This window comes from Opitutus sp., assembly GCA_024998815.1.
Lineage (GTDB): Bacteria > Verrucomicrobiota > Verrucomicrobiia > Opitutales > Opitutaceae > Rariglobus.
Map to the genome: position 1 here is coordinate 531,428 of JACEUQ010000001.1, position 26,306 is coordinate 557,733.

Annotated in this window: 28 protein-coding genes, 1 tRNA gene and 1 pseudogene; 17 read left to right on the forward strand and 13 right to left on the reverse strand. The window is 60.7% G+C overall.

Going from position 1 to position 26,306, the window contains the following annotated elements; all coding sequences use genetic code 11:
* The first annotated feature begins 239 nt into the window (after positions 1 to 239).
* The gene (locus tag H2170_02225; GenBank protein ID MCS6298909.1) at positions 240 to 1,106 is read left to right on the forward strand and encodes a ParB N-terminal domain-containing protein; all 867 of its coding nucleotides are present in this window, start codon (positions 240 to 242) and stop codon (positions 1,104 to 1,106) included.
* Between the two features lie 177 nt (positions 1,107 to 1,283).
* Here the strand turns inward: H2170_02225 and H2170_02230 are convergent, their stop codons facing one another.
* Complete coding sequence (locus H2170_02230) at positions 1,284 to 2,054, reverse strand: alpha/beta fold hydrolase (GenBank protein ID MCS6298910.1); 771 nt, start codon at positions 2,052 to 2,054, stop codon at positions 1,284 to 1,286.
* A gap of 545 nt (positions 2,055 to 2,599) precedes the next feature.
* Between H2170_02230 and H2170_02235 the strand changes: the two genes are divergently transcribed.
* The 12 genes from H2170_02235 to H2170_02290 all read left to right on the forward strand — a co-directional run bounded on the left by H2170_02235 (position 2,600) and on the right by H2170_02290 (position 10,156).
* Positions 2,600 to 3,643, forward strand: coding sequence for a tyrosine-type recombinase/integrase (locus tag H2170_02235; protein MCS6298911.1), 1,044 nt, complete (start codon positions 2,600 to 2,602; stop codon positions 3,641 to 3,643).
* 448 nt (positions 3,644 to 4,091) lie between these two features.
* Positions 4,092 to 4,364, forward strand: coding sequence for a hypothetical protein (locus H2170_02240; GenBank protein ID MCS6298912.1), 273 nt, complete (start codon positions 4,092 to 4,094; stop codon positions 4,362 to 4,364).
* A gap of 71 nt (positions 4,365 to 4,435) precedes the next feature.
* Positions 4,436 to 4,594 (forward strand): hypothetical protein, encoded by a 159-nt coding sequence (locus H2170_02245; protein MCS6298913.1) that lies wholly within the window; start codon positions 4,436 to 4,438, stop codon positions 4,592 to 4,594.
* A complete protein-coding gene (locus tag H2170_02250; GenBank protein MCS6298914.1) occupies positions 4,591 to 4,779 on the forward strand; it encodes a hypothetical protein in 189 nt (62 codons plus the stop codon). Before H2170_02245 ends, H2170_02250 begins: the two co-directional genes overlap by 4 nt.
* Positions 4,776 to 6,905 carry a hypothetical protein gene (locus H2170_02255; protein MCS6298915.1) on the forward strand — a complete coding sequence of 710 codons (2,130 nt, stop codon included), beginning with the start codon at positions 4,776 to 4,778 and terminating at the stop codon, positions 6,903 to 6,905. Before H2170_02250 ends, H2170_02255 begins: the two co-directional genes overlap by 4 nt.
* 34 nt (positions 6,906 to 6,939) lie before the next feature.
* Positions 6,940 to 7,476 (forward strand): hypothetical protein, encoded by a 537-nt coding sequence (locus H2170_02260; GenBank protein ID MCS6298916.1) that lies wholly within the window; start codon positions 6,940 to 6,942, stop codon positions 7,474 to 7,476.
* A gap of 149 nt (positions 7,477 to 7,625) precedes the next feature.
* Positions 7,626 to 7,868 (forward strand): hypothetical protein, encoded by a 243-nt coding sequence (locus tag H2170_02265; protein MCS6298917.1) that lies wholly within the window; start codon positions 7,626 to 7,628, stop codon positions 7,866 to 7,868.
* Positions 7,865 to 8,107: a helix-turn-helix domain-containing protein gene (locus H2170_02270; protein MCS6298918.1), complete on the forward strand. Its 243-nt coding sequence runs from the start codon at positions 7,865 to 7,867 to the stop codon at positions 8,105 to 8,107. The genes H2170_02265 and H2170_02270 overlap by 4 nt, the downstream gene beginning before the upstream one ends.
* 10 nt (positions 8,108 to 8,117) lie before the next feature.
* Positions 8,118 to 8,414 carry a hypothetical protein gene (locus H2170_02275; GenBank protein MCS6298919.1) on the forward strand — a complete coding sequence of 99 codons (297 nt, stop codon included), beginning with the start codon at positions 8,118 to 8,120 and terminating at the stop codon, positions 8,412 to 8,414.
* Between the two features lie 20 nt (positions 8,415 to 8,434).
* A complete protein-coding gene (locus H2170_02280) occupies positions 8,435 to 8,728 on the forward strand; it encodes a hypothetical protein (GenBank protein ID MCS6298920.1) in 294 nt (97 codons plus the stop codon).
* A 9-nt stretch (positions 8,729 to 8,737) separates the two neighbouring features.
* The gene (locus H2170_02285; GenBank protein MCS6298921.1) at positions 8,738 to 9,682 is read left to right on the forward strand and encodes a hypothetical protein; all 945 of its coding nucleotides are present in this window, start codon (positions 8,738 to 8,740) and stop codon (positions 9,680 to 9,682) included.
* 264 nt (positions 9,683 to 9,946) lie between these two features.
* Complete coding sequence (locus H2170_02290; GenBank protein MCS6298922.1) at positions 9,947 to 10,156, forward strand: hypothetical protein; 210 nt, start codon at positions 9,947 to 9,949, stop codon at positions 10,154 to 10,156.
* A gap of 139 nt (positions 10,157 to 10,295) precedes the next feature.
* On the opposite strand, the gene H2170_02295 is transcribed toward H2170_02290, so the two are convergent.
* A tRNA-His gene (locus H2170_02295) sits at positions 10,296 to 10,372 on the reverse strand.
* 105 nt (positions 10,373 to 10,477) lie between these two features.
* Between H2170_02295 and H2170_02300 the strand changes: the two genes are divergently transcribed.
* Positions 10,478 to 11,251: an endonuclease/exonuclease/phosphatase family protein gene (locus H2170_02300; GenBank protein MCS6298923.1), complete on the forward strand. Its 774-nt coding sequence runs from the start codon at positions 10,478 to 10,480 to the stop codon at positions 11,249 to 11,251.
* Between the two features lie 123 nt (positions 11,252 to 11,374).
* Here H2170_02300 and ndk read toward each other — a convergent pair whose 3' ends face one another.
* The 11 genes and pseudogenes from ndk to H2170_02355 all read right to left on the reverse strand — a co-directional run bounded on the left by ndk (position 11,375) and on the right by H2170_02355 (position 22,291).
* Entirely contained in the window at positions 11,375 to 11,791 is a 417-nt protein-coding gene (gene ndk / locus H2170_02305) for a nucleoside-diphosphate kinase (protein MCS6298924.1), read from the reverse strand.
* A gap of 162 nt (positions 11,792 to 11,953) precedes the next feature.
* On the reverse strand, positions 11,954 to 12,904 hold the full coding sequence (locus H2170_02310) for a ketose-bisphosphate aldolase (protein ID MCS6298925.1): 951 nt from the start codon (positions 12,902 to 12,904) through the stop codon (positions 11,954 to 11,956).
* Positions 12,905 to 13,148: 244 nt separating this feature from the next.
* Entirely contained in the window at positions 13,149 to 14,075 is a 927-nt protein-coding gene (locus H2170_02315) for a hypothetical protein (GenBank protein MCS6298926.1), read from the reverse strand.
* A gap of 160 nt (positions 14,076 to 14,235) precedes the next feature.
* Positions 14,236 to 15,408: pseudogene (locus H2170_02320) on the reverse strand (glutathionylspermidine synthase family protein).
* Positions 15,408 to 15,926, reverse strand: coding sequence for a hypothetical protein (locus tag H2170_02325; protein MCS6298927.1), 519 nt, complete (start codon positions 15,924 to 15,926; stop codon positions 15,408 to 15,410). Before H2170_02325 ends, H2170_02320 begins: the two are co-directional and overlap by 1 nt.
* A gap of 15 nt (positions 15,927 to 15,941) precedes the next feature.
* Positions 15,942 to 16,187, reverse strand: coding sequence for a DUF350 domain-containing protein (locus H2170_02330; protein MCS6298928.1), 246 nt, complete (start codon positions 16,185 to 16,187; stop codon positions 15,942 to 15,944).
* 227 nt (positions 16,188 to 16,414) lie between these two features.
* The gene (locus tag H2170_02335) at positions 16,415 to 19,228 is read right to left on the reverse strand and encodes a DNA topoisomerase 3 (GenBank protein MCS6298929.1); all 2,814 of its coding nucleotides are present in this window, start codon (positions 19,226 to 19,228) and stop codon (positions 16,415 to 16,417) included.
* Between the two features lie 561 nt (positions 19,229 to 19,789).
* Positions 19,790 to 20,149 (reverse strand): hypothetical protein, encoded by a 360-nt coding sequence (locus H2170_02340; GenBank protein ID MCS6298930.1) that lies wholly within the window; start codon positions 20,147 to 20,149, stop codon positions 19,790 to 19,792.
* Between the two features lies 1 nt (position 20,150).
* Positions 20,151 to 20,834 (reverse strand): PRC-barrel domain-containing protein, encoded by a 684-nt coding sequence (locus H2170_02345; GenBank protein ID MCS6298931.1) that lies wholly within the window; start codon positions 20,832 to 20,834, stop codon positions 20,151 to 20,153.
* 147 nt (positions 20,835 to 20,981) lie between these two features.
* Entirely contained in the window at positions 20,982 to 21,317 is a 336-nt protein-coding gene (locus tag H2170_02350; GenBank protein MCS6298932.1) for a hypothetical protein, read from the reverse strand.
* On the reverse strand, positions 21,314 to 22,291 hold the full coding sequence (locus H2170_02355) for a DnaJ domain-containing protein (protein MCS6298933.1): 978 nt from the start codon (positions 22,289 to 22,291) through the stop codon (positions 21,314 to 21,316). The genes H2170_02350 and H2170_02355 overlap by 4 nt, the downstream gene beginning before the upstream one ends.
* A gap of 367 nt (positions 22,292 to 22,658) precedes the next feature.
* On the opposite strand from H2170_02355, the gene H2170_02360 reads away from it, so the two are divergent.
* The 3 genes from H2170_02360 (at position 22,659) to H2170_02370 (ending at position 26,204) form a co-directional block, all read left to right on the forward strand.
* Positions 22,659 to 24,092, forward strand: a complete 1,434-nt coding sequence (locus H2170_02360) for an FAD-binding protein (protein MCS6298934.1) — start codon at positions 22,659 to 22,661, stop codon at positions 24,090 to 24,092.
* Between the two features lie 208 nt (positions 24,093 to 24,300).
* Entirely contained in the window at positions 24,301 to 25,215 is a 915-nt protein-coding gene (locus H2170_02365) for an SCO family protein (protein MCS6298935.1), read from the forward strand.
* A gap of 65 nt (positions 25,216 to 25,280) precedes the next feature.
* Positions 25,281 to 26,204, forward strand: a complete 924-nt coding sequence (locus H2170_02370) for a hypothetical protein (GenBank protein ID MCS6298936.1) — start codon at positions 25,281 to 25,283, stop codon at positions 26,202 to 26,204.
* The last annotated feature ends 102 nt before the right edge of the window (positions 26,205 to 26,306 follow it).

Sequence of the window (26,306 nt, forward strand, 5' to 3'; positions counted from 1 at the left end):
CCTCATGAGGCCTTGAGCGTAAGCCCAGGGCAGTTCCTGGGCATCAACGTGCGCACCTGTGAGTATACGCGGATGCGGGTTAGTGCTTCCCTGCTCTCGTTACGCTAAAACCTTATTTTGTTACGCTATTTCCCTCGCACTAGACTAGCGCAATTCGGGTTGCGCGGGCTAAAATGAGCGCGGGATTTTATATCCCTTGCGCATGCCAAGGACCGTTTTAAAAAATGGCCCTCTTGCTCATGCAGACACAAACCCTCTCACTTGATTTGATTGATGTTTACGGTGGTACCCAGGCACGGGTGAAAACAAACGATGATGCCATCGAAAGCTATGCCGAGGAGATGGCTAATGGAGCAGTTTTCCCGCCCATTTCGGTCTACTTTGATGGCGCGACGTACTGGTTGGCTGACGGTTTCCATCGCTACCTGGCGGCTAAACGCACGCAGTTGCCTTCGATCCTCGCGGAGGTCCAGCCCGGCGGTCGTAGCGACGCGCTCAAGCACGCGCTGGGTGCGAATGCGACCAACGGGGTTTATCGCAACAATGCGGACAAACGAAATGCAGTGGAAATCGCGCTCGAAGAGTGGACCGATCGCGCCAACACGGTGATCGCGGATATTTGCAAGGTCTCGCCTGAACTGGTCCGCACTCGCCGCTCGGAACTCACCAAGTCGGGGAAAATTGTTCGCACCGAAAAGGTCACGGGCCGCGATGGTAAGGAGTACCCGTCGCAGATGGAACAGGAACCACGTGGCAAGGAAGAGGCGCGCTCAAGCGATGGAGCCGAGGGCGGCGGCGGTGGCGGCGGAGGTCGCCCGCAAAGCAAGAGCGATGGGCCCGGGGCTCCCGGAGGCAGTAACATGGAACTGGAAATCGAGGCACGGCAGATGATTCGCCGCGGTGAGATCAATCCCTTCGAGTTGAAGACGATCATGTCGGCCAATGCGCACGATTACGCGGCGACCGTGATCAACCTGCTCATTACGATGAAGCCTGCCGATCCGCAGCGCCGCGATGGACTCCTGCGAATCAAGCGTTGGGTGGAAAAAGCTTTGGCCGGAGAAGTGGATGTGAACGCGAGCGCCGATAGTGCTGCGCTCAAGTGACGGATTAGCTCCTGTCGCTGGGGCGGAGGGGTAGTGGGAGCGCACTTTGGGCCACCTGCCATGGCGTAACATCAAGCACTCCGTTAAGGGCGATGCGTCGCCAGCCGAGTGCTTTGACGCTTGGCTTGCGGCCTACGAATGAGGACGCAGGCCGGTTAAAATTCGGGCGAATGTGGCTTACTCCGCAAGTATGGCCGCAACGAAATCAACGCGCGCCTCCATGTGCGGATTATGTCCCGAATCGGCAATGACCGTCATCCGTGCCGCAGGGAAATGCCGCATGATAATAGCCCGGTCGGCCTCACCCACATAGCGGGACTTCTTCCCGGTGACGAACAACACCGGGCCAGTGAATTGATCCGTATCCAGAAGTGGCGTACCCTCGATGGCCGGCAGCGCCGCGGTGATGACCGGCAAGTTGATCACCCAACGCCAATTCCCCTCTGCTGTCCGCTCCAGGTTGGTGGTGAGAAACTTCCGCATCGCCCAGTCGCTCACCCGTGCCTCGAAGCGTAACTCCGCCTCGCCGCGCGATTGGACGGTGTCGAGTCTCAGTTCGTTCATCGCGGCGAACTCCGCACGGTGAGCGTGCGAAAGGTAATCTCTGGGCGCGATGTCCACGACCACCAGGCGCTCGACCCGTGTCGGATGGCGGCAGGCGAGGAGCATCGCGACTTTACCGCCCATACTGTGCCCCATGAGGGTGACCTTGGCTAAACCTTGGGCGTCGAGCCATGCGAGCACGTCGGCCATTAGGGTGGCGTAATCCATGGGCGCGCCATGGGGCGATTTACCGTGGTTGCGCAGATCAAGGGCGAGCACGTGATGGCGCGCCGCCAGGTCGCCGCCAGTCGTCAGCCAATTGCGTGACGAGCCGAGCAGCCCGTGAAGCACCACCATGGGCGGTTTTCCCGCCCCGCCCAGATCCCGATGAAAAAGTGTAACCACCCCCGCACGCAAAACTTGCCCGGCCCCCGTGGCAATGCCCGCTTCATTTGCAGATCGGCGCACGCGTTGAACGTCCCGAACCGCACATAAAAAAGCCCCCGGACTCATTTACTGAGAAAGGGGGGCTTAAAATAATGGGGCGGCCTACGGGATTCGAACCCGCGACCCCTAGAATCACAATCTTTGCTTGCGCGCTTTTCTTAACTTCGCTTAAATTCCGTAATCGCCTTTGTTCGCTACTGCTTACAAGGTGTTTACGAAAAATGAAAACGAACACTAGCGAAGTCGAAAACGGCATTGAGAACGAAAAAAACCGGACACAAACCGGACACAAAACCGGACACAGCCCAAAAAAAGGCGAACCGCGAGCCGGTCGGGACTCCGTGATTTATTGGAAAAATCGAGTTAAGCCGCGCGTGATACGAGGGCAGGCGACCCCCGAACTTTATTGCCGTTTTTTTGAGGGCGAGCGCGAGGCCTGGATTTGTTGCGACTCCTCAAATCGCGGCCTCGCTGCTACTCGTGCCCGCGATTATTTCCTTCGGATGAAGGCAATCGGCCTGCCTGCTCTGCTTCAGGAGCTGCGCCCCGAGAAACGCCCCGAACGCTCCGCCACCGTTGGCGAAGTCATCGCCGCCGCCAAGCTGGCCACCAAGGCCCGCGCATCGTCCTTTAATCAATACGAGGTTTCTATGCGCCGACTTGTCGCGGGGGTTCTCGGCATGGTGCCCACCAAGGCCGTTTTCGCCCACGGTTCCGACGCCGCGCTGGAATGGCGCGCCAAAATCGAAAAGACCTCTCTCGACGTGCTCACCGACGCCCGCGTTGAGCAGTGGCGCAAGAACTACCTCGCCGCCGCCCCCGACGAGGTTGCCCGCCTGCGCTCCAAGAACACCGCCGCCGCCATCATTCGCAACGCCCGCGCCCTGTTGGCCCCCGACATGGTAAAAGCGTTCGGGGGCTCCCTGCGCATCCCGACGCCCGCCCCGCTCTCCGGTCTATCAATCGGCGGTTCAACGCGGCGATTCAAGAGCACCACCGACCCGCGCCAGCTCTACGCCGACGCCCTCGTTGAGCTTTCCGGCGACACCCTCGCCGCGTTCCTGCTCTGCCTCACCGCTGGCCTACGCCGTGGCGAAGTGGATTCGCTGCCCTGGGCCCACCTCGACCTCGACGCCGGCGTCGTGCACGTCCAGGCGACCAAGTGGTTTTTGCCCAAGACTGAGGAGTCACAACGCTCAACCCCGATCCAGTCCGTAGTAGTTAAGCTCCTGCGTGCTCACCGTGCCGCCAATCCTGACGCCGACATGGTGCTGGCCGGTCTCGATGCATCCAAGGCCCGCAGCGTGCGCCAGACGCGCTGCAAATGCTGGGTGGCGCTGCGCGTTTGGCTGAGGAAAAAGGGTTTTACCACGCCCAACCCCGTGCACGAACTGCGCAAGCTCTCCGGCTCTATGGTGAACGCGTCCGCAGGCATCGAAGCTGCCCGCCGCCACCTTGGCCACCGTAACACGAGCACCACCTCGGCAAGTTACATCGTCGGAGCCGCCGCCATGGTGGATTTGACCTCTAAGCCCTCCGCAAAATGATTGATATAGAGGCATTTTCCGAACCAAAACAATTGCCAGACGCTCTCCTTAAAATGGGGGTAGAGCGGATCAATAACGTTCGCGCCGTTCGCGCCCTAGCCAAAGCGATGAAAGCGGATGGGATGCCATGCATCAGCAGGAACTGGTTACGCCCCGTGGACGCTAAAGCATGGCTAAAAGCAAACCCTGAATGGCACCCATTTCCACGTAAGCCATTTATTAATGAGGGACTTGGATGCAAGGAATCCGCCGATGCATGGCGAACCATAACGCCTAAATGTCCATACCCCTGACGAGCGTTCATAAATCATGCCAAAGTACGCATGATGTCACTTCTCGTCGCAAGCCGTCCAATTCCGTCGCATCCGCTTCTTAGTGAGTTGTTACCCTTCTATTCCGACACTTTGGCGGGTTTCTTTTCAGTAGACTCTGCTTTTGTTAGTTAGGCGTGCCAAATCTACATAAGGCCGCCGACTCACGGCAAAATGAGTCCACCGATAAAGCCATCACGTTTCGCGAGGTCAACGACCTGACCGGTTCAGCCTGCAAAACCTCACACACCGCCCGAGCCCTCGCCGCCCGTGGTCAAATTCGTGCGATCCGCATAAACGAGCGCGTCGTTCGCTATTCGCTCAACTCCGTCTTGGCCCTCATCTCCGGCCGCGTTGACGCCGTTGCCGCTCCGCTCCGCACGTCTGAAGGCTTGGAGGTACGCGTATGATCCAGCTTAGAGACGAAGCCCACCGTCGCGCCGTAACTCGTGCCGCAACCTCCGCGAGCATAAGGGACAAAATGCTTCACACCGTGCAACTGCACGCCCGCGCCTCCGATCCATCCGACGCCGAGGTAATGCGCCTCCGTGCAATAGCGCTCCTCCGCTTACTGCTCACCGCTGAGCGCATCCGCTACAACGTGGAGACACCCAAAATCGCTACGAACAAGACACTATGAAACCCGCAGAAACAGAGACACAGGAAGGACCGGCCGAAACGCTCCGCGAGCGCTTCGACGATCTTTGCCACGCCTTTAACCACGACGACCTCGACCCCGTCGCCCGCGTCTTAAAGCTGGCCGAGATCAAACGTGTTCGGGCTGCAATTATCACGCTCAACCAAGGACAGCCCAATCAGGAATGAACGCCACACTCATTTCACGTGGTAGCGCCAAAAGCAGCGTCACCACCGACACCACACTGGCCGAAGCCATCGCAGAAATTGCCAGCGATACGCACCGCGCTTTAGTCGAGAAAATCCGCAGCGCCCCGACCAAGGAGCAAGCTGACGAACTCAAGAAGACTCTGCCAGCGTTCCTGTTCTCCGGCACGTTCAAGACTCGCAAGGGAACCGACCTGATTCAGCACAGCGGTTTGATCCCTGCCGATCTGGACAAGCTAAACCGCCCCGACCTCGAACGCGTGGTCGAACTGGCCAAGGGCGATCCGCACGCCGCCGCCTACTTCGTCAGCCCCGGCGGCAACGGTCTAAAGATTATCCACCGTTGCGACCCGAACGACCACGCCGCCGCGTACCGCAGCATGGAGGCCCACGTTCGCAGTCGGTACGGCATCGCACCCGACCCGACCGGCAAAGACGTTAATCGGCTCTGCTTTGCCAGCTACGACCCGACGGCCCGCATCAACCCCAACGCAACCCCGCTGCCGACGGTGGCGGCAACCGTGGTTGCCAAGCCCGTCCTGCGTGCTGATCCGGTGGCGGCACCTATTACCCGAGGGGACGACATCATGATTCTGCCCAGCCGCGAGGGACTGAGCATCAGCGAGTCAGCGGCCGCAATCTTCGCCCGCATCGGCCCGACGAACACCTTGTTTTCACGCGGTGGCCTACCTCACGAAGTGGGCGACGTCGACGGAGTTGCCGAGCTGCGCCTTGTGGACTCAAACGCCTTCCGCTCCCGCCTGGACGGCTACGGCCGCGTGATGTCGCACCGATCCGGTCGCAATGACACCACCGTCTTGGCCCCTGCAATTTGCTCCGTGGACACCGCCCGCGCCCTGCTGGCCAGTAAGGAGGCCAACGACGCGTTGCCAGCGGTGGCGGCCGTTCTCGCCGCTCCCGTCATAGCGGTGGACGGTTTAGACGTTCTGATCCTCGGCAAGGGATACCACCCCCAAGCCGGTGGCCTATTTATTACAGGCGGGGACGATCCGCCTGACGTGCCGCTTGTGGAGGCAGTCGAACGGCTCCACGCCCTGCTGGCCGATTTTGACTTTCCAAGCCCAGGCGACCACGCCCGAGCATTGGCCAGCTTCGTGGCCCCCGCGTTGCGCTTTGGCGGCATACTGCCCGCGCTCGCTCCCGTTGACGTTGCCGAGGCCGATCAATCGCAGGCTGGCAAAACCTACCGGTACAAGCTGGTTGCCGCGCTCTACCGCGAGACGCTCAACTTCGTTGTGCAAAAACAGGGTGGCGTCGGCTCCCTGGACGAGGCCATCGGGGAGCGCCTCATCACCGGCAAGCCCTTCGTGGTTTTCGATAACCTGCGCGGCCGCGTGGCCTCTACCTTTTTCGAGTCTGCCCTGACCGCAGGCGGCCGCGTTCCCTGCCGCGTGCCGCACAAGGGGACCGTCGACGTGGACATTCGCCCGTTCTGTTTCGGCGCTACGTCCAACGGCATGGAGGCCACCGTAGACTTGGCAAACCGCTCCGTTATTACCCGCATCAGAAAGCGGCCCCCAGGTTATCAATTCAAGAAATGGCCCGAGGGCGACCTGCTCGATCACGTTAAAGCAAATCAGGCTTTTTACCTCGGCTGCATCTTTACCGTCGTCACCGAGTGGCTACGCCAAGGGCGGCCGGTTACAGGCGAGACGCGCCACGACTTCCGCCAATGGGTCCAGGCGCTCGACGCCATCGGCCAGACGATCTTTAAAACCGCGCCCATCATGGACGGCCACGAAGCGCACAAGGCCCGCGTGGCCAACCCTGCGTTGTCTTGGCTGCGGCAGGTGGCGCTCGATCTAGTGGCCCAAGCAAAAACAGGGTGGCTAACCGCTTCGCAGCTTTCCGAGGTGGCCAGTGATGCCGACATCCCGATTCCTGGCATCAGGCCAGAAGCTGCCGACGAGGACCGCGCCCGCGCAATCGGTCGGCTCATGGGTAAAATCTTCCGCGAAACCGCCGAGGTGGAGGTGGACGGCCTAAAAGTTATCCGCCTGGAGGAGTATAACGAAGCCCACCGTGGCCAGTCTTTTGCCTATCGGGTGGCCCCCTGCGGCAATACAGGGCTGCGGCAATACCCATAACCCCAAGGAAAATAGTCCTATTTTCTATAAAGTTATGCCCATTGCCGCAGACTTGAAACCGGTTGAACAGGCCCGCGCTTGGCTGGCCCATCAGCCCCCCGCCGTCTCTGGGCAGGATGGACACCGCGCAACTCTTCGCGTGGCCTCCCTGCTCCGCATCGGCTTCCGCTTGGGTGAAGGTGAAGTGGCGGCCCTCCTGGCCGATTACAGCCGCACCTGTTTGCCGCCGTGGTCGGAACGCGAGCAGGCCCACAAGGTGGCCTCTGCGTTTTCCACCGTGCCGCGTCACGCCCTCGGCTTCATGCTCGCCCCTGAGCGCCCAACGATCACCCGAGCCAAGCCAGTGGCGTCATCGGTTCGCCGCATCAGTTTAGGCGCTCCACTGCCAGCCCAGCCGACACCCCCAGCGCCTGCCGCCCGCCTGACCCCAGCCGAGGCACCACCTGGCATTTACTGCTCTGCGTGTTGGGCGAACGGCTACGCCGCGCCCGTCTGCGCTTGCGATTGCCCGCCATGGATTCCGCCCGTCTTGCCGCCCGAGCAAATCGAAGAGGCCCCCAGCGAAACCTGACACGACCCGAGCCCAACCCCCGAGGGGGCGGGGTGAAAGCCTACCGCTCACCAAACAAAGACCGCACTTGGTCTCTTCAGAAAAACAAACCGAGTTTCTATAGGGTGGGGGTCCCCCTCCCCCCCCCCCTACGGCCGCAAATTTCCAAAATGAACACCACAACCCATCCAAAATCCGAAAAATTCCTTTCACCCAAAGAACTAGTCGACGCCCTCGAAGCCCTTGGTTTCGCAGGCTTGGGGCATCGTGCCTGCATGGTGCTTGTCCGCGCCATGCGTGACGACAAGGCCCCGATCTTTCGGCACAAGTACGCCCGCCCCTCCGACGCCGCTGCGTGGCTTCTGGCGCATCCTACGTGGCGGCCACACGGCAAGAACCGCACAACCTCATGAGCACCCAAACGCCCGCCGTGCCCCGTGGCCTGCATCATAACGATGTCGCCCTTCTTTGGGGATGCTCTGTCCGCACGATTTTGCGCCTGATCCACAGCGGTGAACTTGAGGCCGCCCGCATTGGTCGGAAGACCTACATCGTCAGCCAGGTCGACGCCGCCGAGTTCTACGCGAGGCGCTCGGCTGGTTTGTCCGCCATTGGCACGTCGAAGAATGGCGGCCGGCCGTGGGGCGGGTAAATTTTGAGGCATGGCATCCACCCAACACCAAACACGCGGCCAAATCGTCGCCGCCCTCCCCGTAGCTCTCCGCGCTTCTGCCGAGGCGCTTTTCCGTTCTAACAGCATCAAGCCTTCCAGCCGCTCCGCATCCGGCGAGCCGCTGTTCTCGGCTTCACTGGTTCGTACCGCGATCGACACCACCGACGCAGAGACGCGAGCCGCCAAGAACGGCCTGCACCGGGTAGCCGCCCGAGCGCCCGGAGTCACCCGTTCCGCGAGTGGCGAAACCGACGGTCACAGCGGCATTCAGTTCTCCAGCAAGTAAAACACTAAAACAAAACCACCATGCCACTCTTCGCAGCCAAACAAGCCACCGCCGGGACTTCCACCGTATCAACGTCCATATCCGCAGGCGTTACCCAATTAAGCATCCACTGCCGAACAGCAAATGCCCGCTTTGCCGTCGGTTACGGAGCGCAAACCGCTTCCGCTACGACCGGCCATTTCATCGCAGCTGGCGAACGCCTTAAAATCGACATCCCATTGCCCACGGCCGCAGGCACCGCTCGAAACATCGCTTTCATTCGGGACAGCGCCGCTGTTGCTGACGCAGCAATCGAGATCACAGAAATCGCCTAACCGCCACCCATGTCCTTCCTCGATTTCATCAAACCCACCCGCGCCGAGAAAATCGTCCGCGTTAAAATCCTCTCCGCCACCATGGCTCGCCCCGCCGGGAAACTGGACACCCAGCACACCGCCGCCGGTTCCGTCCTCGATATGACCGAGGCCGACGCCCGCGATCTGGTTACAGACGGCACCGCCGAGCGCATCGGGCGCGTCGGTAACGACGGCCAACTGGTTCCCGCTGCCGACGCCCCAGCGAAGCCCGCCGCCCCCGAGCGAGCCAAGCCCGCGCCGCTGCCCGATTCGTTCAAGGGCCTGCCCGTTTCCTTCGCCAAGGCGTGGGAATATATCGCCAAGCGCCGCGCCATTGTCGCAGACCTCGAAGCCGCACGCGAGCGAGCCCTTCCAGCCGACTTCGTGGCCCTGAGTGGTTTCAAAGACGGCCTGAAATTCTACGCGCGCGCCGTCATCGGGGAAGTCGCTATCCTCGAGAAAATCGCCCTTGGAGATGCCGCCAAGGCCGCCGAAGATCACCTAAAAGCCCACGACGCGCGCGAAGGCTACCCGCTCGCCTGCCACCTGCTGGAAGCCAGTAAGGAAACGCTCTCGAAGATCGAAGCCGCAAACGCCGCGATTCACGAGCTGGCCGAAATCGCTTTCGATATTTTTGGGATACGCATTGCCGCCCTCGAACTTGCTGAGCCCCAACGCCGGAAGCTTTTTCAAGGAAGCGGTCTTTTCATGCGCTACGCCTCACATTCGTTAATTGGCCTGCATGGCGCGGTTTTCCTAGGCGGTGAAAACCCCACCCGTGCACTCGACTTGCCAATCGAAGGCATGGCCGCCGCCTATCACAACGCCGCCGCCCGGCTGGCCGAGGTCGAACCGTTACTTGTCCAGGCACGCGCCGAGCTGGCCGCCGCCCAAGGCGTCACGACCACCACCAAGGCCAAGCGCGCGGCCTAAGATTTTCCGGCCGCCTTTACTCATGGGGGCGGCCGGTTTTAGATGGACGGTAGCCCGCTTCCTTGGTGCAGGGAGCGGGCTTTTTTGTGTCCAAAGCAATCGTTTGCCAGTCGGTTGCTTCAGTGCCTAGAGTGTCGGCATGAGCGAAAGTCCTAAAAATGCCGTGGAGGTGTCGCCTTCACTGCTAATCGCCGTGGTTTTCTTGGCTATAGCCGCAGGGGTTCTCTTTCTCGGTCTATGCTTCGCGGTTGGCGTTATCCTCCCATGCGCTTTTTAATCCCCCTGCTCTCCGCCCTACTGCTGACCGGTTGCGCCTCAACCGGCACCACCTCCGCCCCGATCCCGACCACCTACCATGCCGACGCCGCAGGGCGCTACGCCGGCCGCGATGAGGTCCGCCCCAATGCCGCCACCGGAAAGCCGGAAACAATGCACTACGACGCGAAGGGGAAACATATCGGCATCAGCCGGTAGCTCTCCGCGATCCACGCAACCGGTGGAGTTGAAAAACCGGACACAAACCGGACGCAGTGTGAGGAAATCAGCTTATTTTAAGGCGAAAAACAGGCACAAAAAAGCCCTCTAACTGCTGGAGTTAAAGGGCTTGTGAAAATGGGGCGGCCTACGGGATTCGAACCCGCGACCCCTAGAATCACAATCTAGTGCTCTAACCAACTGAGCTAAGGCCGCCGTGAAGAGTTGAAGAAAATCACGAGCGCAACTGCGTCTGTCAACTCCTTCTTCTGCGGCTTTCCGATTGCTGATTTTGCCTCAAGGGACGACTGTTTTCACGCAATGCCCCGCGTCCGGATCGTCACCTATAACATCGCGCATGGCCGCGGTCTGGCTCCGATCCAGGGCATGACCTCGCGACGCCGTATCCGCGCGACTCTGATCAAGATCGCCCACCTGCTCGCCGAGTTGAAGCCCGACATCGTCGCGCTTCAGGAAATCGACGAAAATTCACGCTGGGCCGGGAATTTTAACCACTTGGATCTGCTGCGGGAATTCGGCGGCTTTGAGCACGCCGTTTTCGGCATCAACAATCGCCGCGCCGGCCTGCTCAATCTCAGCTACGGCAACGCGTTTCTCTCCCGTCATCCGATCACCGAGTGGGAAAACACCGCCTTCGGTAGCAGTCAGGTTGGCGAAAAGGGGTTTCTTTATGCGGAGATCGACGTGCTCGGGCGGCGGATTCCGGTTGCGAACATGCACCTTCACTACGGCTCGCGCCTGCTGCGTATCCGCCAAGTGGATCGGTTTTTGGCTTACCTTCATAACAAGCAGCGCGACCGTCGCCACCACTGGGCTATTTCGCCGGTCGTTTGCGGAGACCTGAACAACACGCGGCATGCCTCCGATGCCACGGCGACGCTGCTCAGTCACCTCCACGACTATGGCGACTACAGCCTGCACCCCCTGGATGGGCAAACATTCCCCTCGCCGCTGCCTTCGCGTGTACTCGATTTTGTCTTCCTTCCACCCGAAGCCGTGCACGTGCAAACCCAGATCCCGCGTATCTACTTTTCCGATCACCTGCCCGTGGTGGTCGACTTCGAGGTCGGCTGATTCCTCTCCTCGTTCGGTTTGCGCACGCCACGGATAGGGGGCGTGAGTGGACGCAAAAAAGCCGTCCTGAGTAGGGACGGCTTTTTTTGCGTAAATCCGCAGATGGGGCGGACGAAGCAAGGCTTAGGCGAACAGCTCTTCGGGTTTGAAGAAGCGGGCCAGCTCGATGCGGGCGTTCTCATCGCTGTCGGAGGCGTGGACGACGTTCTTCATCATCTCGGTGCCGTAGTCGCCGCGAATAGTGCCCTTGGCGGCCTTGCGGGAGTCGGTCGGGCCGAGCAAGTCGCGGATCTTGGCGACGACGTCATCGCCTTTGAGGGCGAGCACGATCACGGGGCTGGAGCTCATGAAGGCCTCGATTTCGGGATAAAACGGCTTGTCGGCCACGTGTGCGTAATGGGCGCGCAGCACCTCGGCGGAGAGGCGGATCATCTTGGTGCCAACGATCTCAAAACCAGCCTTTTCGAAGCGGTCGATCACGTTGCCGGCATGTTTGTTGGCCATGCAGTCTGGCTTTAGAATAACGAGGGATTTTTGCATAAACAAGATATCTTACGGCTCAGCCGGGCTCGGAGTGAAGCCTGATTTTAAAAAGCTTTCAGGGCATTTCGCGGAGCTGAGGGGTGCGGGCACAAAAAACCCGGCGCGCACGAGGCGGGCCGGGTTCGAGAGGAGCGGGCGCAGGCAGCGCCAGCGGGCGGATTACTTGCCGAGGCTGGCGCGCAGGCTGTCGAGCTGACCGGCGCTGCCGAGCAGCACGTTGCGGCTGGCGATGAACTTGGCGTACTCGACGATGAAGATCTTGCCCGGGGGGCGGAAGTCGAACTCGGAGGGCTTGTCGCGGAAGAACTCGCGGTGAACGCGGGTCCAGACCAGGCGGCCGTCGGTGTCGATGTTGATCTTGGTGACGCCGAGTTTGGCGGCGGGCAGGTATTCGTTGACGTCGACGCCCATGGAGCCGGCGATGGTGCCGCCAGCGGCGTTGATGCGAGCGACTTCGTCCTGGGGAACCGAGGAAGAGCCGTGCATGACGAGCGGGAAGCCTTCCATGCGGGCCTTGATCTTCTCAAGGACGTCAAAATGGAGGGACTGTTTGCCCTTGAACTTGAAGGCACCGTGCGAGGTGCCAATGGCGCAAGCGAGGGAGTCGCAGCCGGTTTGTTTAACAAATTCTTCGGCTTCGGCCGGGTCGGTGAGGCAGGAGTGGCCTTCTTCGACGACGATGTCCTCTTCGACACCACCGAGCATACCGAGCTCGGCTTCGACGGAGATGCCCTTGGCGTGGGCGCGATCAACGACACGCTTGGTGATCTCGACGTTCTTCTCGAACGGATCGTGGGAGGCGTCGATCATGACGGAGCTGAAGAAGCCGGAATCGATACAGTCGTAGCAGGTTTGCTCGTCACCGTGGTCGAGATGCACCGCGTAGATGGCCTCGGGGAAAATCTCGCCGGCAGAGCGAATGATCGCTTCGAGCATGCGCTTGTCGGTGTAATTACGGGCACCCTTCGAGATCTGGATAATGAAGGGGGCCTTGGAGTCGATAGCGCCCTTGAAAAGGCCCATCGCCTGCTCGGCGTTGTTGATGTTGTAGGCGCCAATGGCGTACTTGCCGTAGGCGTGCTTGAAGAGCTGTGCGGTGGTTACGATCATAGGTTGATTCGGTTAAGGAAGAGTCTCTACGTTACTGATCACGCGTAACTTGCCGCAAGGGTTTTCGCGATGCGGATCTTGGTTTCGTGTCCGCACGCTTTGCGGCGAAACGGAATCGAGGTGCGTCCGGCTGTGGGACCGCATATGCCGAGGTGAACAACTTCCCCCCTGGCGATTCCGCACCAAGAATTAGCTCAATGGTCTAAAACAGCCGATCGGGTTACTTTGTTACGGATCTCATGCGTTACTTACGAGTGGCGGTGCCACTACCCGGTGGGTTGCGCATCAGATCGTGCATCTTTTTCTGGGCCATCTGCTCGGCTTGGAGCTGCTTGAGCGCCGCCACTTGGTCCGGAGTCAGCACGCTCTGCGCTTGTTGAATGATGGCGTCCGACAGGGTGGCGCTGGGCCGATTGCCGAAGCCGCCTAAGGCATCGGCGGTCGCAGTGTTCCCGGGGCTGGCGGCGAGCGCTTTAACCAGAAACTCGGTTTGGTTAGCGTTAAGCGGGGTGCCGGTGTAACTGAGGCGCTGGTCGAGTTGGCTCACCAGACCGCGTTGGGGCTGGGTGTTCTCGTAGGCTTGGAATTGTGCGTAAACCGACTCGCCTAGGCTGGTCTTAATGGAGTCATCGACTTCGGCCTGGGCCGACGCAGTGAGCTTGCGGAGTTCGCCGCTATTGGCACGGGGATCGAGTCCTTGAGCGCGGGCCGAGGTCATCACATCCATTCGTGTGGTTTGGCGTTCGATCAGCAGGGTTTTGAGCTTTTCGAGTTCGGCCGGGGCGAGCTTAAGTTTCTCAAACAAGTCGGCGTAGCGCCCGTCAAGTGATCCACGCTGCTGGAGGCTCATCGCTTGGGCAAACTCCGGGTTGGCCATGAGCGCTGTGAAATCGGGGCGGGCGTTGCTGCGCTTCTGATTTGGTTTGGCGGCCTCCTCAGGCGGGGCAGCCGGCACAATGGCGGCAGTGGTAACCGTCTTAGAGGCGGGCATGGGCAATTCCGCTGTGATGGGCGCGGGCCGCTCCTTGCGCGCGGTCTTGGCTGGGAAGGCTTTCAGTAATTCATCCTGAAGCACGGCGAGACGCTGGCTTTGTTGCCAAGCGAGGTAGCCGGAGCACGCGGTAGCGGCGGTCAGGAGGATAATGAGGTAGTTTTTCGCTTTGGGGTGCATGGGTGAATGAGACGAGGTGCGAGAGTGCGGGTTACCGATTGTCTGGGATGGCAGTCAACCGAATCTCTGACATAAGAGAACGAGTCGGAGTAACAGCACGAAAACGATTCAATTCCGTGGCTCCCTCGAGTTGGACTGCGCTGTGCCCGTGTCGTCGGCGCTACGGGCGGAAAAAGTGCGGCACGAAGCGGCTCAGGTTGTCGGTGACCAGCCCATTGGATTCCCGCACACCTAACCCGGCAGGTTCGTGGTCGACCACCCAGCCGCCGAAGACAGGTCGGTTACCGCCAAAGTCTGGAATTTCGGCGAGGGCTTGGTAAACGTAGCCATCCTGGCCGTAGTCGCCCGGGGTTTGGATCACAGTTTGCCCGTCGGTTACCACCGTGATGTTCGCTCCTTCGCGGCTGAGTTTAGGCTTTTTGACATAGTTGCGCCCGGCCTGGGCTTCGTCGAAAAAGCACGGCAGCAGATTTGGCTGCCGGGGGTGAAGTTCCCAGGCGTAGGCGAGGATCGCCTTGTTGCTGAGCAGTGCTTTCCACGCCGGTTCGATCCAGCGGGTCGGCGCCTGAGGCAGGTGCTCGCCCGACGGTTCACGCCAGAGCCATTCCCATGGATAAAGTTTGAAGCAGGCTACCAAGGGGGCGGACGGGGCCAAGCGGAAGGCGTTGCGCCCGCTGACGAATACCTGGGTTTGCGCGTCCCAGCCGAGTTCTTCGATGTTGCTCCAGCGTGTCTGGAAGCCGGCGTTTTGAGCCGTGTCCATCAGGTAGGAGATGGTTTGTTCGTCCTCGGGGCTGTCGGCCACACTGGTGAAATCGAGCAGGCGCAGCGACGGATTCAGGCCGGCGTAACGTTTCCAGCCGGCGACCAACCGTTCGTGAATCGAGTTAAACTGGTCCATCTCCGGGCGGGTTTCTTGCAGCCAAAACCATTGCGCCACGGAGGCCTCGACCAGGCTGGTCGGGGTATCGGCGTTGTATTCGAGCAGCTTCGGCACTCCGCCCGGCATCCAGGCGAAATCGAAGCGTCCGTAGAGACTAAAGTCGTCGTTTTCCCACGACTGCAAAATCATCGGGACGGCGTTTTCGGGGATCGCCAAGCGCTACCAATCGCCGCGCTGGACCACCGTTTCGGCGACATCGATCAACAGGGCGTGTAACTCGCCGATCGCTTTCTCCATCTGCGCCACTTCGGCAGCGGAAAACTCATAGCAGGCGGCCTCATTCCAGTACGGTTGGGTCGCTGCGCCCTGGCGATGGAGGTGGTAGGTCAGGCCGATTTTTTCGACGCGTTGCGGCCAGTCCGCACGTGGAGTGGATTCGTGCCGTTGCATTAGCTGCCGCCCCCGTGGGAACTGCTGCTGCCGTGCGAGCTAGCGCCAAAGCCGCCGCGGGAAATGCTCGACGAGGGGGAGCTGGAACTGGAGCTGTGGCCGGCGGACGAGCCATTTCCGCCGGAGGAAGAACCCTGGGCGAAATGCGACGAGGTGCTGCCGGACGAGCCTTGGCTGCGTGCGGAGGCGACAGCGGCGGAACTGGGCCGGCTCCGGCTGGGCATCGCGCCGTAGAATCCTGAGGTGTGCCAATCGCCTCCGTAATAATAGCCGCGGCCCGGTGCATACCAATTAAAGGGATACGGGTGCCAGTTGTGGGAGACGGTGTGGTAGTAGCCCGAGCCCGGCACATAGGTGTTGTTTTCCAGCTCCTGGTCCGCGCTGAGTTGATCGGCGGGAATGATCGCTCCGGTGTGCTCAGGCGGTGGAGTTTCCTCCTGGGCGTTGTAGACGGCCAGACCCACGGTGGTGGCCAAGGCTCCCGACAGCAGGAGCACGATACTGGTGGAACGTTTCAATGAAAGCGCCCCAGTTTAGTGCATCGCGCTGGCTATGATGATGCCGCAGGTGATCAAAGCGGCGCCGTAAACAATCGCGGCGGCGGTATTGCCGTCTTTGAACACCAACACCTCCAGTTTTCCCGGGGTGATCAGATCGAAAATCTTGAGCGCAATCACACTCAGGAAGACGCCAAAAATGGCCCAGCCGGCGACGGACGCCGCCGTGGTGAGGAGTTCACTGCCAACAGGGATGACACTAGCTAGGAGCGCAATAGACATAAAAATCGCGCAACTTACCGGGGATTGGATCCTTCGGCTATTACAATTATCCGCGCTTTTCAATTTGGCGGGCGCCTTCTGGGTTTGGGTCGTCGTTCAGTGACTTTGAACTGATCGAGGTAGCGGTGCTTTAGCCCGCTTCGGCAGATCGGGAAAACTTCCCTTTCAAGCCTTCGGGCTAAAGCGCCGCGTTACCTCGGAGGATCCGGCCAGATGGGACTGCCACCTTAGCGCGAGGGGAACTCGAACTCGGCCTTCTTTTTGTCTTTCGATAACGTCAGGTACGCGCTGAAGGTCGTACCACGTTTGGACAATAACCCTTCGATTAGGCCGGTTTTACCCATCTCCACCAAGCGCTCGATCTCGTCAACCGGGAGCTCCTTGCCGCAGAGGATGCGCTTCAACTCGAACACCGTGCGCGGGCTGCCGTCTGCCTGCGGCTTGACCACTACGAAGGCGTCGGGCGTGAGGTAGAGCTCGCCGTCGTGGACTTTGCTCTCGCCGAGCTTTTGCGCGGTTTTGAGATCGAGCGGGGCCTTGGCCTTGCGCGGGGCCTTGGGGCTGCCGTCGGCGTTCTTGCCGGCCGCACGCGGGGCGCGGGGAGGGAACCCCCATGCAATCTTCGGGCCGACTCGCAGGAGGAAGGCGTCAAAGGGACGGCCTTTCTTCGACGTGAAACCTTGGATCAGGCCGGTCTTTTTGTTCGGGCCGACCAAGTCGATGGCCATTTCGCGGGTGAGCGGCTTTTGGCACATTAGACGGCCGACTTTGAACGACTCGGTCCATTCGCCATCGACTTTTTCACGCAGGATGTAGCTGGTCGGTCCTTCGCACAGCTCGGCTTTGGTCTTGGGATCGGTCCAGAACGGTTCGAGGGCGTTGACGTCCACTTTGGCGCCGAAATCCAGCTCAGCCTTTTTCTGGCCGGGCTTTTTCTCGTCGTCGACGATCTTGATTTTAGATGGGAATCGATTGCCGGTTTTGGCAGAAACGAAGCCGTCGAGCGGGCCGATCTCACCGGTGGCGACCAACTGGCGGACCTCGGACTCCTCGAGTTTACGGCCGCTCATGACCTTATAAACCGTGAGTACGCCGTCGCGGGATTTGTAGCCGCGTAAGGTTTCCAGCATGGGCTGGTGGTCGGTGGGCGAAATGATGTCGGTGATGCGCGAGTTGGCCTCGGTTTCTTCAAAGTTCTTGGTGCGATCGACGATGCCCTGGGTGACTTCGATGATCTCGTGCATGAACTTGTCGCGGGGGTACTTGTTCTGCTCCATCTGGCGCAGCTTCGACTCCCATTCGCCCGTCATGTCGGGCTTGGTGAGGGCGTCGGCATTAACTGCGTGGAGGAACTCGAGGAGCGATTCGGCCTTGGTGGTCGGCAGGAGCTCGCGCTGGTTACGCTCCATGTACTTTTGGTTGATCAGGCCTTCGATGGTGTCGGCGCGGGTGGCGGGGGTACCGAGGCCGCGTTCCTTCAGGGCGTCGGCCATGGCTTCGTCGTCGACCAACTTGCCGGCGCCTTCCATGGCGGAAAGCAGCGTGGCTTCCGTGTAGCGGGCGGGCGGCTTCGTGGTTTCGGCGTGGAGCGTGGCGCTGGTGGTGTCGGCCTTGGCTTTGTCCTCGGGCGAGAGAGCGGGCAGGGCCTTGGAGTCGGGCGAATCGTCGTCGACCACAGTCTTATTATAGACCGCGAGCCAGCCGGGCGAAGTGAGTACTTTACCCTCGGTTTTGAAATCGTGGCCGGGGGCGACCGTGGAGATGCGCGTGGTGACGTCGAACTCGGCGGACGGGAAGAACGTGGCGACGAAGCGGCGCGCGATCATGTCGTAAACCTTGGCCTCCATCTCATCGAGATTCGACGGGGTGGTGGTGGTCGGGATGATGGCAAAGTGATCCGAGATCTGCGCGTTGTTAAAGATGCGCTTGTTGGGCTTGAGCCAACCTTGGCCGAGGACGGTGCCGGCGTGTTTACCGAGTTCGCCGGTGAGGTTTTCCAGGGTTTGGCGGCACGTGGGGATGTAATCTTCGGGCAGGGCGCGCGAATCGGTACGTGGATAGGTGATGGCCTTGTGGCGCTCGTAGAGGGCCTGGGCGATCTGGAGGGTGCGGCGGGCGGGCAGGCCGAAGCGGCCGTTGGCCTCGCGCTGCAAGGTGGTCAAATCGTAGAGGCGCGGGCTGGCCTGATTGGCGGCTTTTTTCTCGTCGCGTACGCTGGCGAGCGGTTTGCCCTGGCAGGCGGCGAGAACGGCCTCGGCCATGGCTTTTTGCCAGACGCGGTCGATGCGGTCGTGTTCGTCGTTCTCGGCCTTCTTAAACGGCGAGCGCTGGTAAACGCCTTCGTAAGTGCCCTTGGCGATTTTGAATTCGGCGGTGACGCGCCAGAACGGACGGGGCTTGAAATTACGGATTTCCAGCTCGCGGTTAAAAACGATGGCGAGGGTGGGGGTTTGCACGCGGCCGACCGAGGCGACGTTGCCGGCGCGCGAGCCGAACATGCGCTTCGTGAGGGCGCGGGTGCCGTTGATGCCGATGAGCCAGTCGCTCTCGGAGCGGCAGCGGGCGGCGGCTTCGAGGCCGGCCATTTGCGCGCCGTCGCGGAGCTTTTTGAAGGCGGTCTGAATGCCCTCGGTGGTCATGGTCTGCATCCAAGCGCGCTTCACCGGCAGCTTGGATTTGGCCAACTGGTAAAGATAGGCGAAGATCAACTCACCCTCGCGCCCGGCATCGCAGGCATTGATGACCTGGTCGATGTCCTTGCGGGCGAGGAGCTTTTTAAGGTGGGTAAAGCGGTCCTTGGAACCCTCGATGGGCTTGAGGCCGAAGGTTTCTGGGATGATGGGAAGCATCTCCAGGCGCCAGAACCCGTACTTTTTTTTGTCGATGTCCTCGGGCATTTCGAGCTCCACCAAGTGACCGACGGCCGACGAGATCACGTACTCGTCGTTCTCGTAGTGGTCGTCTTTTTTGGGGATTTTACCGAGGGCCTTGGCTAGATCTGCGGCCACGGAGGGCTTCTCGGCGATGATGAGGGACTTCATTGGGAGGGGAGCGGTTACGGGGCACCGCCGGGGATTTCAAGGCTTTGTTTTGCGCCGTGGGTGAAGTACGCTGTGAAAGATGCGCCTATAAAATCAAAATAGCTAAACTGCGTGGCTTAATTTGAGCCCCTTTTCGCGACCTCTGTTGGCCGGCTTCTTTCTGGATACTCGTCGCGTAAAGAGGCGCGGGGGGGGGGACGTGTCCCGCGCCATTTTATGTGCTGGTTTTATTATTGGCTGATTTTTAGTGAGTTGCCTAATCCCGGCGCCTGTAAGGCCTGTTTAGCCCGGTGGATTTATGCCGGGTACTACGGTTATCGTGGACGTGAACATTGCCCACGTATCCGAGCCTTCCAGCACTGGCGCGGTCACTTTTGTGGAAAATCTCAGGGCAGATGTTAACGATCTAGCATTGCTCATCATTTATCGAGGTTTCGGCACCCCATCCGAGCGCTGATTGTGCAACTTTTGCCTTGTTGCTTTTCTGCTTTTAACGCGCTCCTCCGTGTTGTGTTGCTGAACGGTCGAGGAACCCGACGAGGCAACCCGCGCGTCGCCTGATCAGCACGACGCGCCAGTAAGCGGACTGTCTCCGCCCCAAAATATGCGCGAGGTGGGGGCGCAGCCTCGGGTATGCCCAGTCGATCCGAGGTGTGTCTCGTTAGGTGAGGGGAATTCAGCCGGGGTGGTTACGGGGTAAAACATTCCCGTATCAATAGTCGTATCCATGATCAGCGCGTAGGGATCGCCCGTCAGTTCGCGCTTGGCCTGTTCATAGTCGTCTTGCGTGACATAGGGGGCGGTGCGGCCAGCACGCTGGGCGATTTCACAGGTGCGCTCATGGAGCATTTTTCGGGTCACCATTCCGAAGTGTTGGGCGCTACGTGAGGCGGGTTGGGGGGGCAGGCGGACGGCGTTCATGCTAGGCAGCCTCAATGTGAGCGAACGGTTGGATTTGCGCCCGGGTGAGGCTGGTGACGACATTGGATTCCTCGTAGCTAAGGCGTTCTATCTTGGCTGTGGGGATCACGATTTTTTGGTGTGAGTACCAGTGGCCGGTCGTGGCGATCAATTCCTCAATCGCCCAGGTTTTTTCATTTACCCGGAACCCGCAGACCTTGCCGATTTCCCCGTCGGAGGCTTGGAGGTGATAGCCTTTAACCGCAGTGGTGCTGTGCAAATGGATGTCGTCTCTTTGGTTGTGGCCATGGTGGGGCCGATCTTGGCTTTGAGGTGGCGTGGTTGTGACCGGGAAGCCACTCGCGCCCCACATCCCGCCCCCTTCCCAGTAGGCCGGCCAGCCGTAATACAAGTAGTAATTCTCCTCGTATTGGCGGGAAACGGGACGGTGGGTGGCAATCGATGGGCTGTTTTCGATCTGCTTGCGCGTTAGTTTTACGTGCAGCGTTTCATCTTTGGGATCCAGCGTGCCAAAAGCATGGGGAGAGAGCAGCACGAGTCGACCCGTCAGCCAGCTTCCGGTGTTCACGACTATGTAGCGCACTGCCCAGTTTTTATCATCAAAATAGACGTCTTTGACGTGGCCGATTTCGCCATCCTTGGCCATGAGCTTATGGCCATATAGGGCGTTAATGGTGCGCAGCATAAATGAGGTTCCTGTTTTTTAATTGGGTTCGGGCGGGGACGGTTTTCGTTGTTTTTATTTTAGCTCTATTCCGGGCCGGCGCTATGGGGTGATACCCGAAGGCGCCGCAGGAATGCTGGGGGGCAGAGGCTTCGGGCTGGGTGGGTTTCAATTGCGGCGTAGCACGCGGAGTTCGGATTGGAGTGTTTCGATCTCGCGCCAGAGTGCGCACATCACGCGTAACGTCCTACGGCTCACGCCATGGTGGCGGCGGTAGTGTTCGAGTCGGCGCAACTCGTACAGGGTGGCGTCATCGAAGATCGGCTCGGCCCCTGAGCGGGGTGGCGCCTTGGTGAACAGCCCAATCCGGCAATAGTGGCGCAGCAGCTCGGGGTGCACGCCGCCGAGCTGGGCGGCCTGTTCGAGCGAATAGGTTGAAGGGCCTGTTGCGGGTGCCCGCACGATTGCGAGGGCGTAGGTGTTGCGGTAGACTCGATCGCTCATGGTTCGCTCCTAGGTTTGAAGGGTGAGGTTTTGGCTAGTTGCTCCCATTGTACGCGTTCCTGCGGGGAGGTGGTTACGGGGGTCTTAATTCGCGCGGTGGCATACAAGTCGCCGCGTTGTTGATTGGCTTTGGGTAGACCGAGTCCGCGCAAGCGCAGCAAACTGTCGGCGGCAGTGCCTGGGGGGATGCGCAGGGTGGTCGAGCCATCCAAGGTGGGCAGCGTGACCTGGGTGCCCAGCACCGCCTCCCACGGCGCGAGGGGGAGCTCGCAATACAGGTCGCTGTCCTGGACGTTGAAATCGGGGTGGCGCTCAAGGCGGACGCGCAGGTAGAGGTCTCCCGCTTCGGCGCCCCGCACCCCAGGCTCGCCTTGCCCGGCCAGGCGGATGCGTTGCCCCTCGTGCACGCCGGGCGGAATCCGCACGTTGTAGCTGTCAGTGCGCGACCCCGTTCCCGTGTGATCGGGGCGTTTTAAGGTCACGCGCCGCTGAGATCCGTGCAGGGCCTCTTCGAGGGAAACCAGCAGGTCGGCTTCAACATCACGCTCGGGCTGGGCAAAATCCGGTTCGCCGGTGTGCCGAGGCCGGGAGGGCGGGGGGGCACCGCCGAAGCCGCCGTGGCCGCCGCCGAAAAACGACTCGAAAAAATCGCTGAAGCCGGTCCCGCTGAACTCGAAATCAGACGCTCCGGGTGGCGGGCGATGGTGCCCTCGGCGGTGGGGTGAGGGTTCGCCGGGAATGCCCTCTTGCCAATGCTCGCCGAGCTCGTCGTAGCGCCTGCGTTTCTCCGCATCGCCCAGCACTTCATAGGCCTCGTTGATCTCTTTGAACCGGGCTTCGCCGGCAGTCTTATCTTTGGCTACATCGGGGTGATGGCGGCGCGCAAGTTTGCGGAACGCCTGCTTGATCTCGTCCGCCGAGGCACTCCTAGCCACACCCAGTGTTTCGTAGTAGTCTTGGAATTTAACGGCCATGAGTGTGCCCTGCGCAGGTCGGGGCGTCGGTTAAGATACATCCCTTAGGCTGATGAGCTCATGGGGTTTATCCCGTGAAATCGAGGGGGCGTAACTCCTTCATCGTGGGGTGAATGGACTGCTTGACGTGGGGCCGTGACCCCATTCCCATGAGCTGCGGTTTGCGGTTGGGCGGGCTGGGTTGAGTGATGCCCATGACTCCTAAGCAGACTGGAAGTCTGCGCTACTTTTTCGGCCGAACTTCCGTGTTTCCACGCGGGTTTCCGCTCCACTGGAACGCCGTGTACCCCCTTTGCTTAAAGTGTCTCTGCCTCCCTTTTATCGGGTTGATGCGGCGGCGCTATCGAGGAAGTGTCAAACCACTCCCATGCCCTCCTTCGGACCAGCTACTCGTAAACTCAAAGCGAAACTCGGCGCCCGCGTGAACACCGACCACGACGTGGTGTTTGCGGCCTCCTTTGACGGCAGCAAACTCTCATTTTTGCCCGAGGCGGTCATTCGTCCTAAGACCAAGGCCGATATCGCCGCCACCCTCGTGTTGGCCAATCAGCACAAGGTCCCGGTCACCACGCGCGGCGCGGGCAGCTCGCTGACCGGTTCGGGCTCGCCGATCCACGGCGGCTGGGTGCTGGATTTGTCGGGCTGGAACAAGATCACGGTGGATGCCGAGGCCGGGTTCGCCCAGGTGCAGGCCGGCGCGGTGGTGGGCAACATCCACAAGGCCGTCGAAGCGCTCGGCTGGTTTTACCCGCCCGATCCAGCGTCCAAGCAATACTCTACCATCGGCGGCAATATCTCCTGCAACGCCGGCGGCATGCACGGCGGTAAATACGGCGTCACCCGCGACTTCGTGGTCGCGCTCAAGGGCTTTCTTCCCACCGGCGAATACGTCGAATGGGGCACGGCGACCAAGAAGTTTTCCGCCGGGTTTAACCTGCGCGACCTGTGGATTGGCGCCGAGGGCATGCTCGGGGTGGTGACCGAGGCGACGCTCAAGCTCATCCCCTTGCCGGCCGCGCGCTGGACCTTGCTGACCGCTTTCGCCGACGAGACGGCGGCGTTCCGCGCGGTGCGGGCGCTCTTCGCCCAGCGGGTGCAGCCGGCGATTTGCGAGTTTTTAGACCGTTACAGCGTGCAATGCGCCGAGGCCAAGACCGGCAAAACCGTGTTCGCCGGTCAGGCGGGGCGCCCCGTGATTTTGCTGGAATTGGCCGGCACAGCCAGCGAGGTCGCCGAGGTGAAGGAGGTCGTTCTGACGTGGGCGAAGGCGAACACCTTGGCCTTCCGCGAGGCGCGCGACCGGGCCGAGGCCGAGGAGCTGTGGGAGGTGCGCCGCAAGTGCTCGGGGGCGATGTTCGCCCTCGGCGACTCCAAGCTCAACGAGGACATCGTGGTGCCGATGCGCAGTTACGAAAAGTTCGCCGTCTTTTTGGACAAACTCCGCAAGTCCTCGAAGTTGTCCATCCCCACCTTCGGGCATCTGGCCGATGGTAATTTGCACGTGAACATCATGTATCACCGCGAAAACCGCGCCGAATACCTGCGCGCCGAAAAGGCGGTCGGCCAGCTCATGGCGGGCGTGGTCAAGCTGGGCGGGGCGATCTCCGGCGAACACGGTATCGGGTTGGCCAAGACGCCGTTTTTACGGCTCCAGCATTCGCCGGCGCAGATCAAGGCCATGCGGGCGATCAAAAGCGCGCTCGATCCCCAGGGCATCCTCAACCCGGGGAAAATGTTCACGCTGTTCAAGGTATGGGAGCACCCGCGCCTGAAGATCGCCTTACCGTGGGATCACAAGTGAGCTCACGCTAACGGCGTTTTAATTAAATCTATAGCCGTTTGAAGTAGAGCAGACTTCCAGTCTGCTCAGACTGACAAAGCAGACTGTAAGTCTGCGCTACTTTCCACGCATCTTTGCCCTCCCCATTCCCACGGCGTAGGGCTAACACCCTTAGCAAATCCCCTGGCCGTTTCAGGCGAGGGCGCTCGCAACACTCATCTTACTCCCAATGAACTCCCGACTCCTTCGCCCCCTGCTGCTGATCTTCATTTCACTGGGTTTGGTGGTGACCGGCTGCAAGCCGCGTGTTTCCTCCGACCAAAAGGCCCCGAGCGACGCAGCCGCCAGCAAGGAAAAGCGCTACCCGCTCACCGGCGAGATCATCAAGGCCGACCCCGCCCGGCTCACCCTATTGGTTAAACATGATGCCATCGCCGGCTACATGGCGGCCATGACCATGGAGTTTGCCGTGACCAGCGGCGATGTGGCCAACGCCCGCGAGGGCCAGCGCATCCGCGCCGAGTTGGTCGAGCGCGAGGACGGTGAGTTTGCGCTGGAAAAGATCTGGCCGGTCGATGCCGCCGCCGAGGCTCGCATCGGTGCGGCAACTGGTAGTTTGCGCCAAGACACCGCGATCCGCGGCCGCAACGCCTACCGCGAAGTCGGTGAAAACCTGCCTGATTTCGCCCTCTACGATCAGACCGGCCAAGTCGTATCGCCTGCCCGGTTTCGGGGCAAGCAGGTGATGTTGAACTTCATTTTCACCCGCTGCCAGGTGGCGACGATGTGCCCGCTTGCCACTGCCAACATGGTGACGACCCAGCGCAAGGCCCGCGAGGCGGGCGTGACCGACATCGAGTTTGTCTCCATCACGCTCGACCCCGAGTACGACACCCCCGGAGTGCTTCGAACCTACGCGGCGCAGCGCGGTATCGACACGACCAACTTCTCCTTTTTGACCGGCCCAGAACGAGCGATCAAAGACCTGCTGACCCAGTTTGGCGTGCTCGCGGCCTTTGAAGGCAGCATCCTCAAACACACCGTCGCCACCCTGTTGATTGATCCAAAAGGAAAAATCATTTGGCGTGCCGACGGCAGCCAGTGGTCACCCGACGAGTTCGTGTCGAAAATGGGCAAACGATGAGCACCGTGCCCACGCCTACTATCAACGCCGAAGCCGCTGCTACACCGACGCCATCTGGCGCGGGTTTGAGTTTGGGTGCTTCGGCGAACGCCCCTGTACGGTGGCGGCAGGTCGTGCTGATTACGGCCGGCGCGCTCGCGCTTTACGGCGCTTTCCGTGCGTTACCCACGGGCACCAATCTGCACTCGAATGACTTTAATCTTCAGGGCAAAGGCATGGTTGAGCTGTGTGACCCCGCTAACCCCCAGTTCGTCGTCGTAACCACCGCGCGTTCACCGGTTTCGCTGACCCTGCGTGAAAATCCGCCTGCCGCGAGGGGGATCGAAACGCGCCTCAGCCTTGCCCTCAGCACCGCGACCGGAAAACCGGTGGGGCCTGCGGATTTATTGGTTGAGCATACCCGCAAGCTCCACCTCCTCGTGGTCGATCCCACGTTGAACGATTATCAGCACCTCCATCCCGAGCCCGGGGAAACCTACGGCGAGTGGACGGTTGCATTCACCCCGCGTTTGGCGGGTGTTTACCGGGTGTTTGCCGACTTCGTGCCAGTGCCTACCAGGCGCAGTCTATATGCGAGCGCCGACTTGCTGGTTAAGGGCCCTACGGCGTCCATTGCGCCGCGTTTCTCGTGGGATGCGGAGGTGGAGGGTTATCACTTTAAACTCACGCCTGACGCACCGATGCGGGCGGGGCAGGCGGCGAGTCTCGCCTTTGATATCAGTCGACGCGATGGCGCCGGCGTGCCGCTGGAGTTGGTGATGGACGCCTACGCCCACCTCGTCGCCTTTGACCAAAGCCAGAGCGGGTTTGCCCACTTGCATCCGCTGGCGGACGGCGCGAGTGCTGCGGTCGCGCCACCGGATGCGGCCAAGCCTAGGTTGAGTTTCCGAATCACCATTCCAACGGCCGGGGGCTACGTGATTTGGGCGCAGGTAAAAATCGCCGGCCGCGAGCTGTTCGCCCCCTTCTGGTTTGAGGTGGCTCCGTGACTTGGTAATCACTCCGAGTTCACGCACAAGGCCACGAGGAGTGTGTGCGCCGAAGCGTGTGGCCTTGAGCGTGAGCGCAAGGATGCCGAAAACCCAACGTGA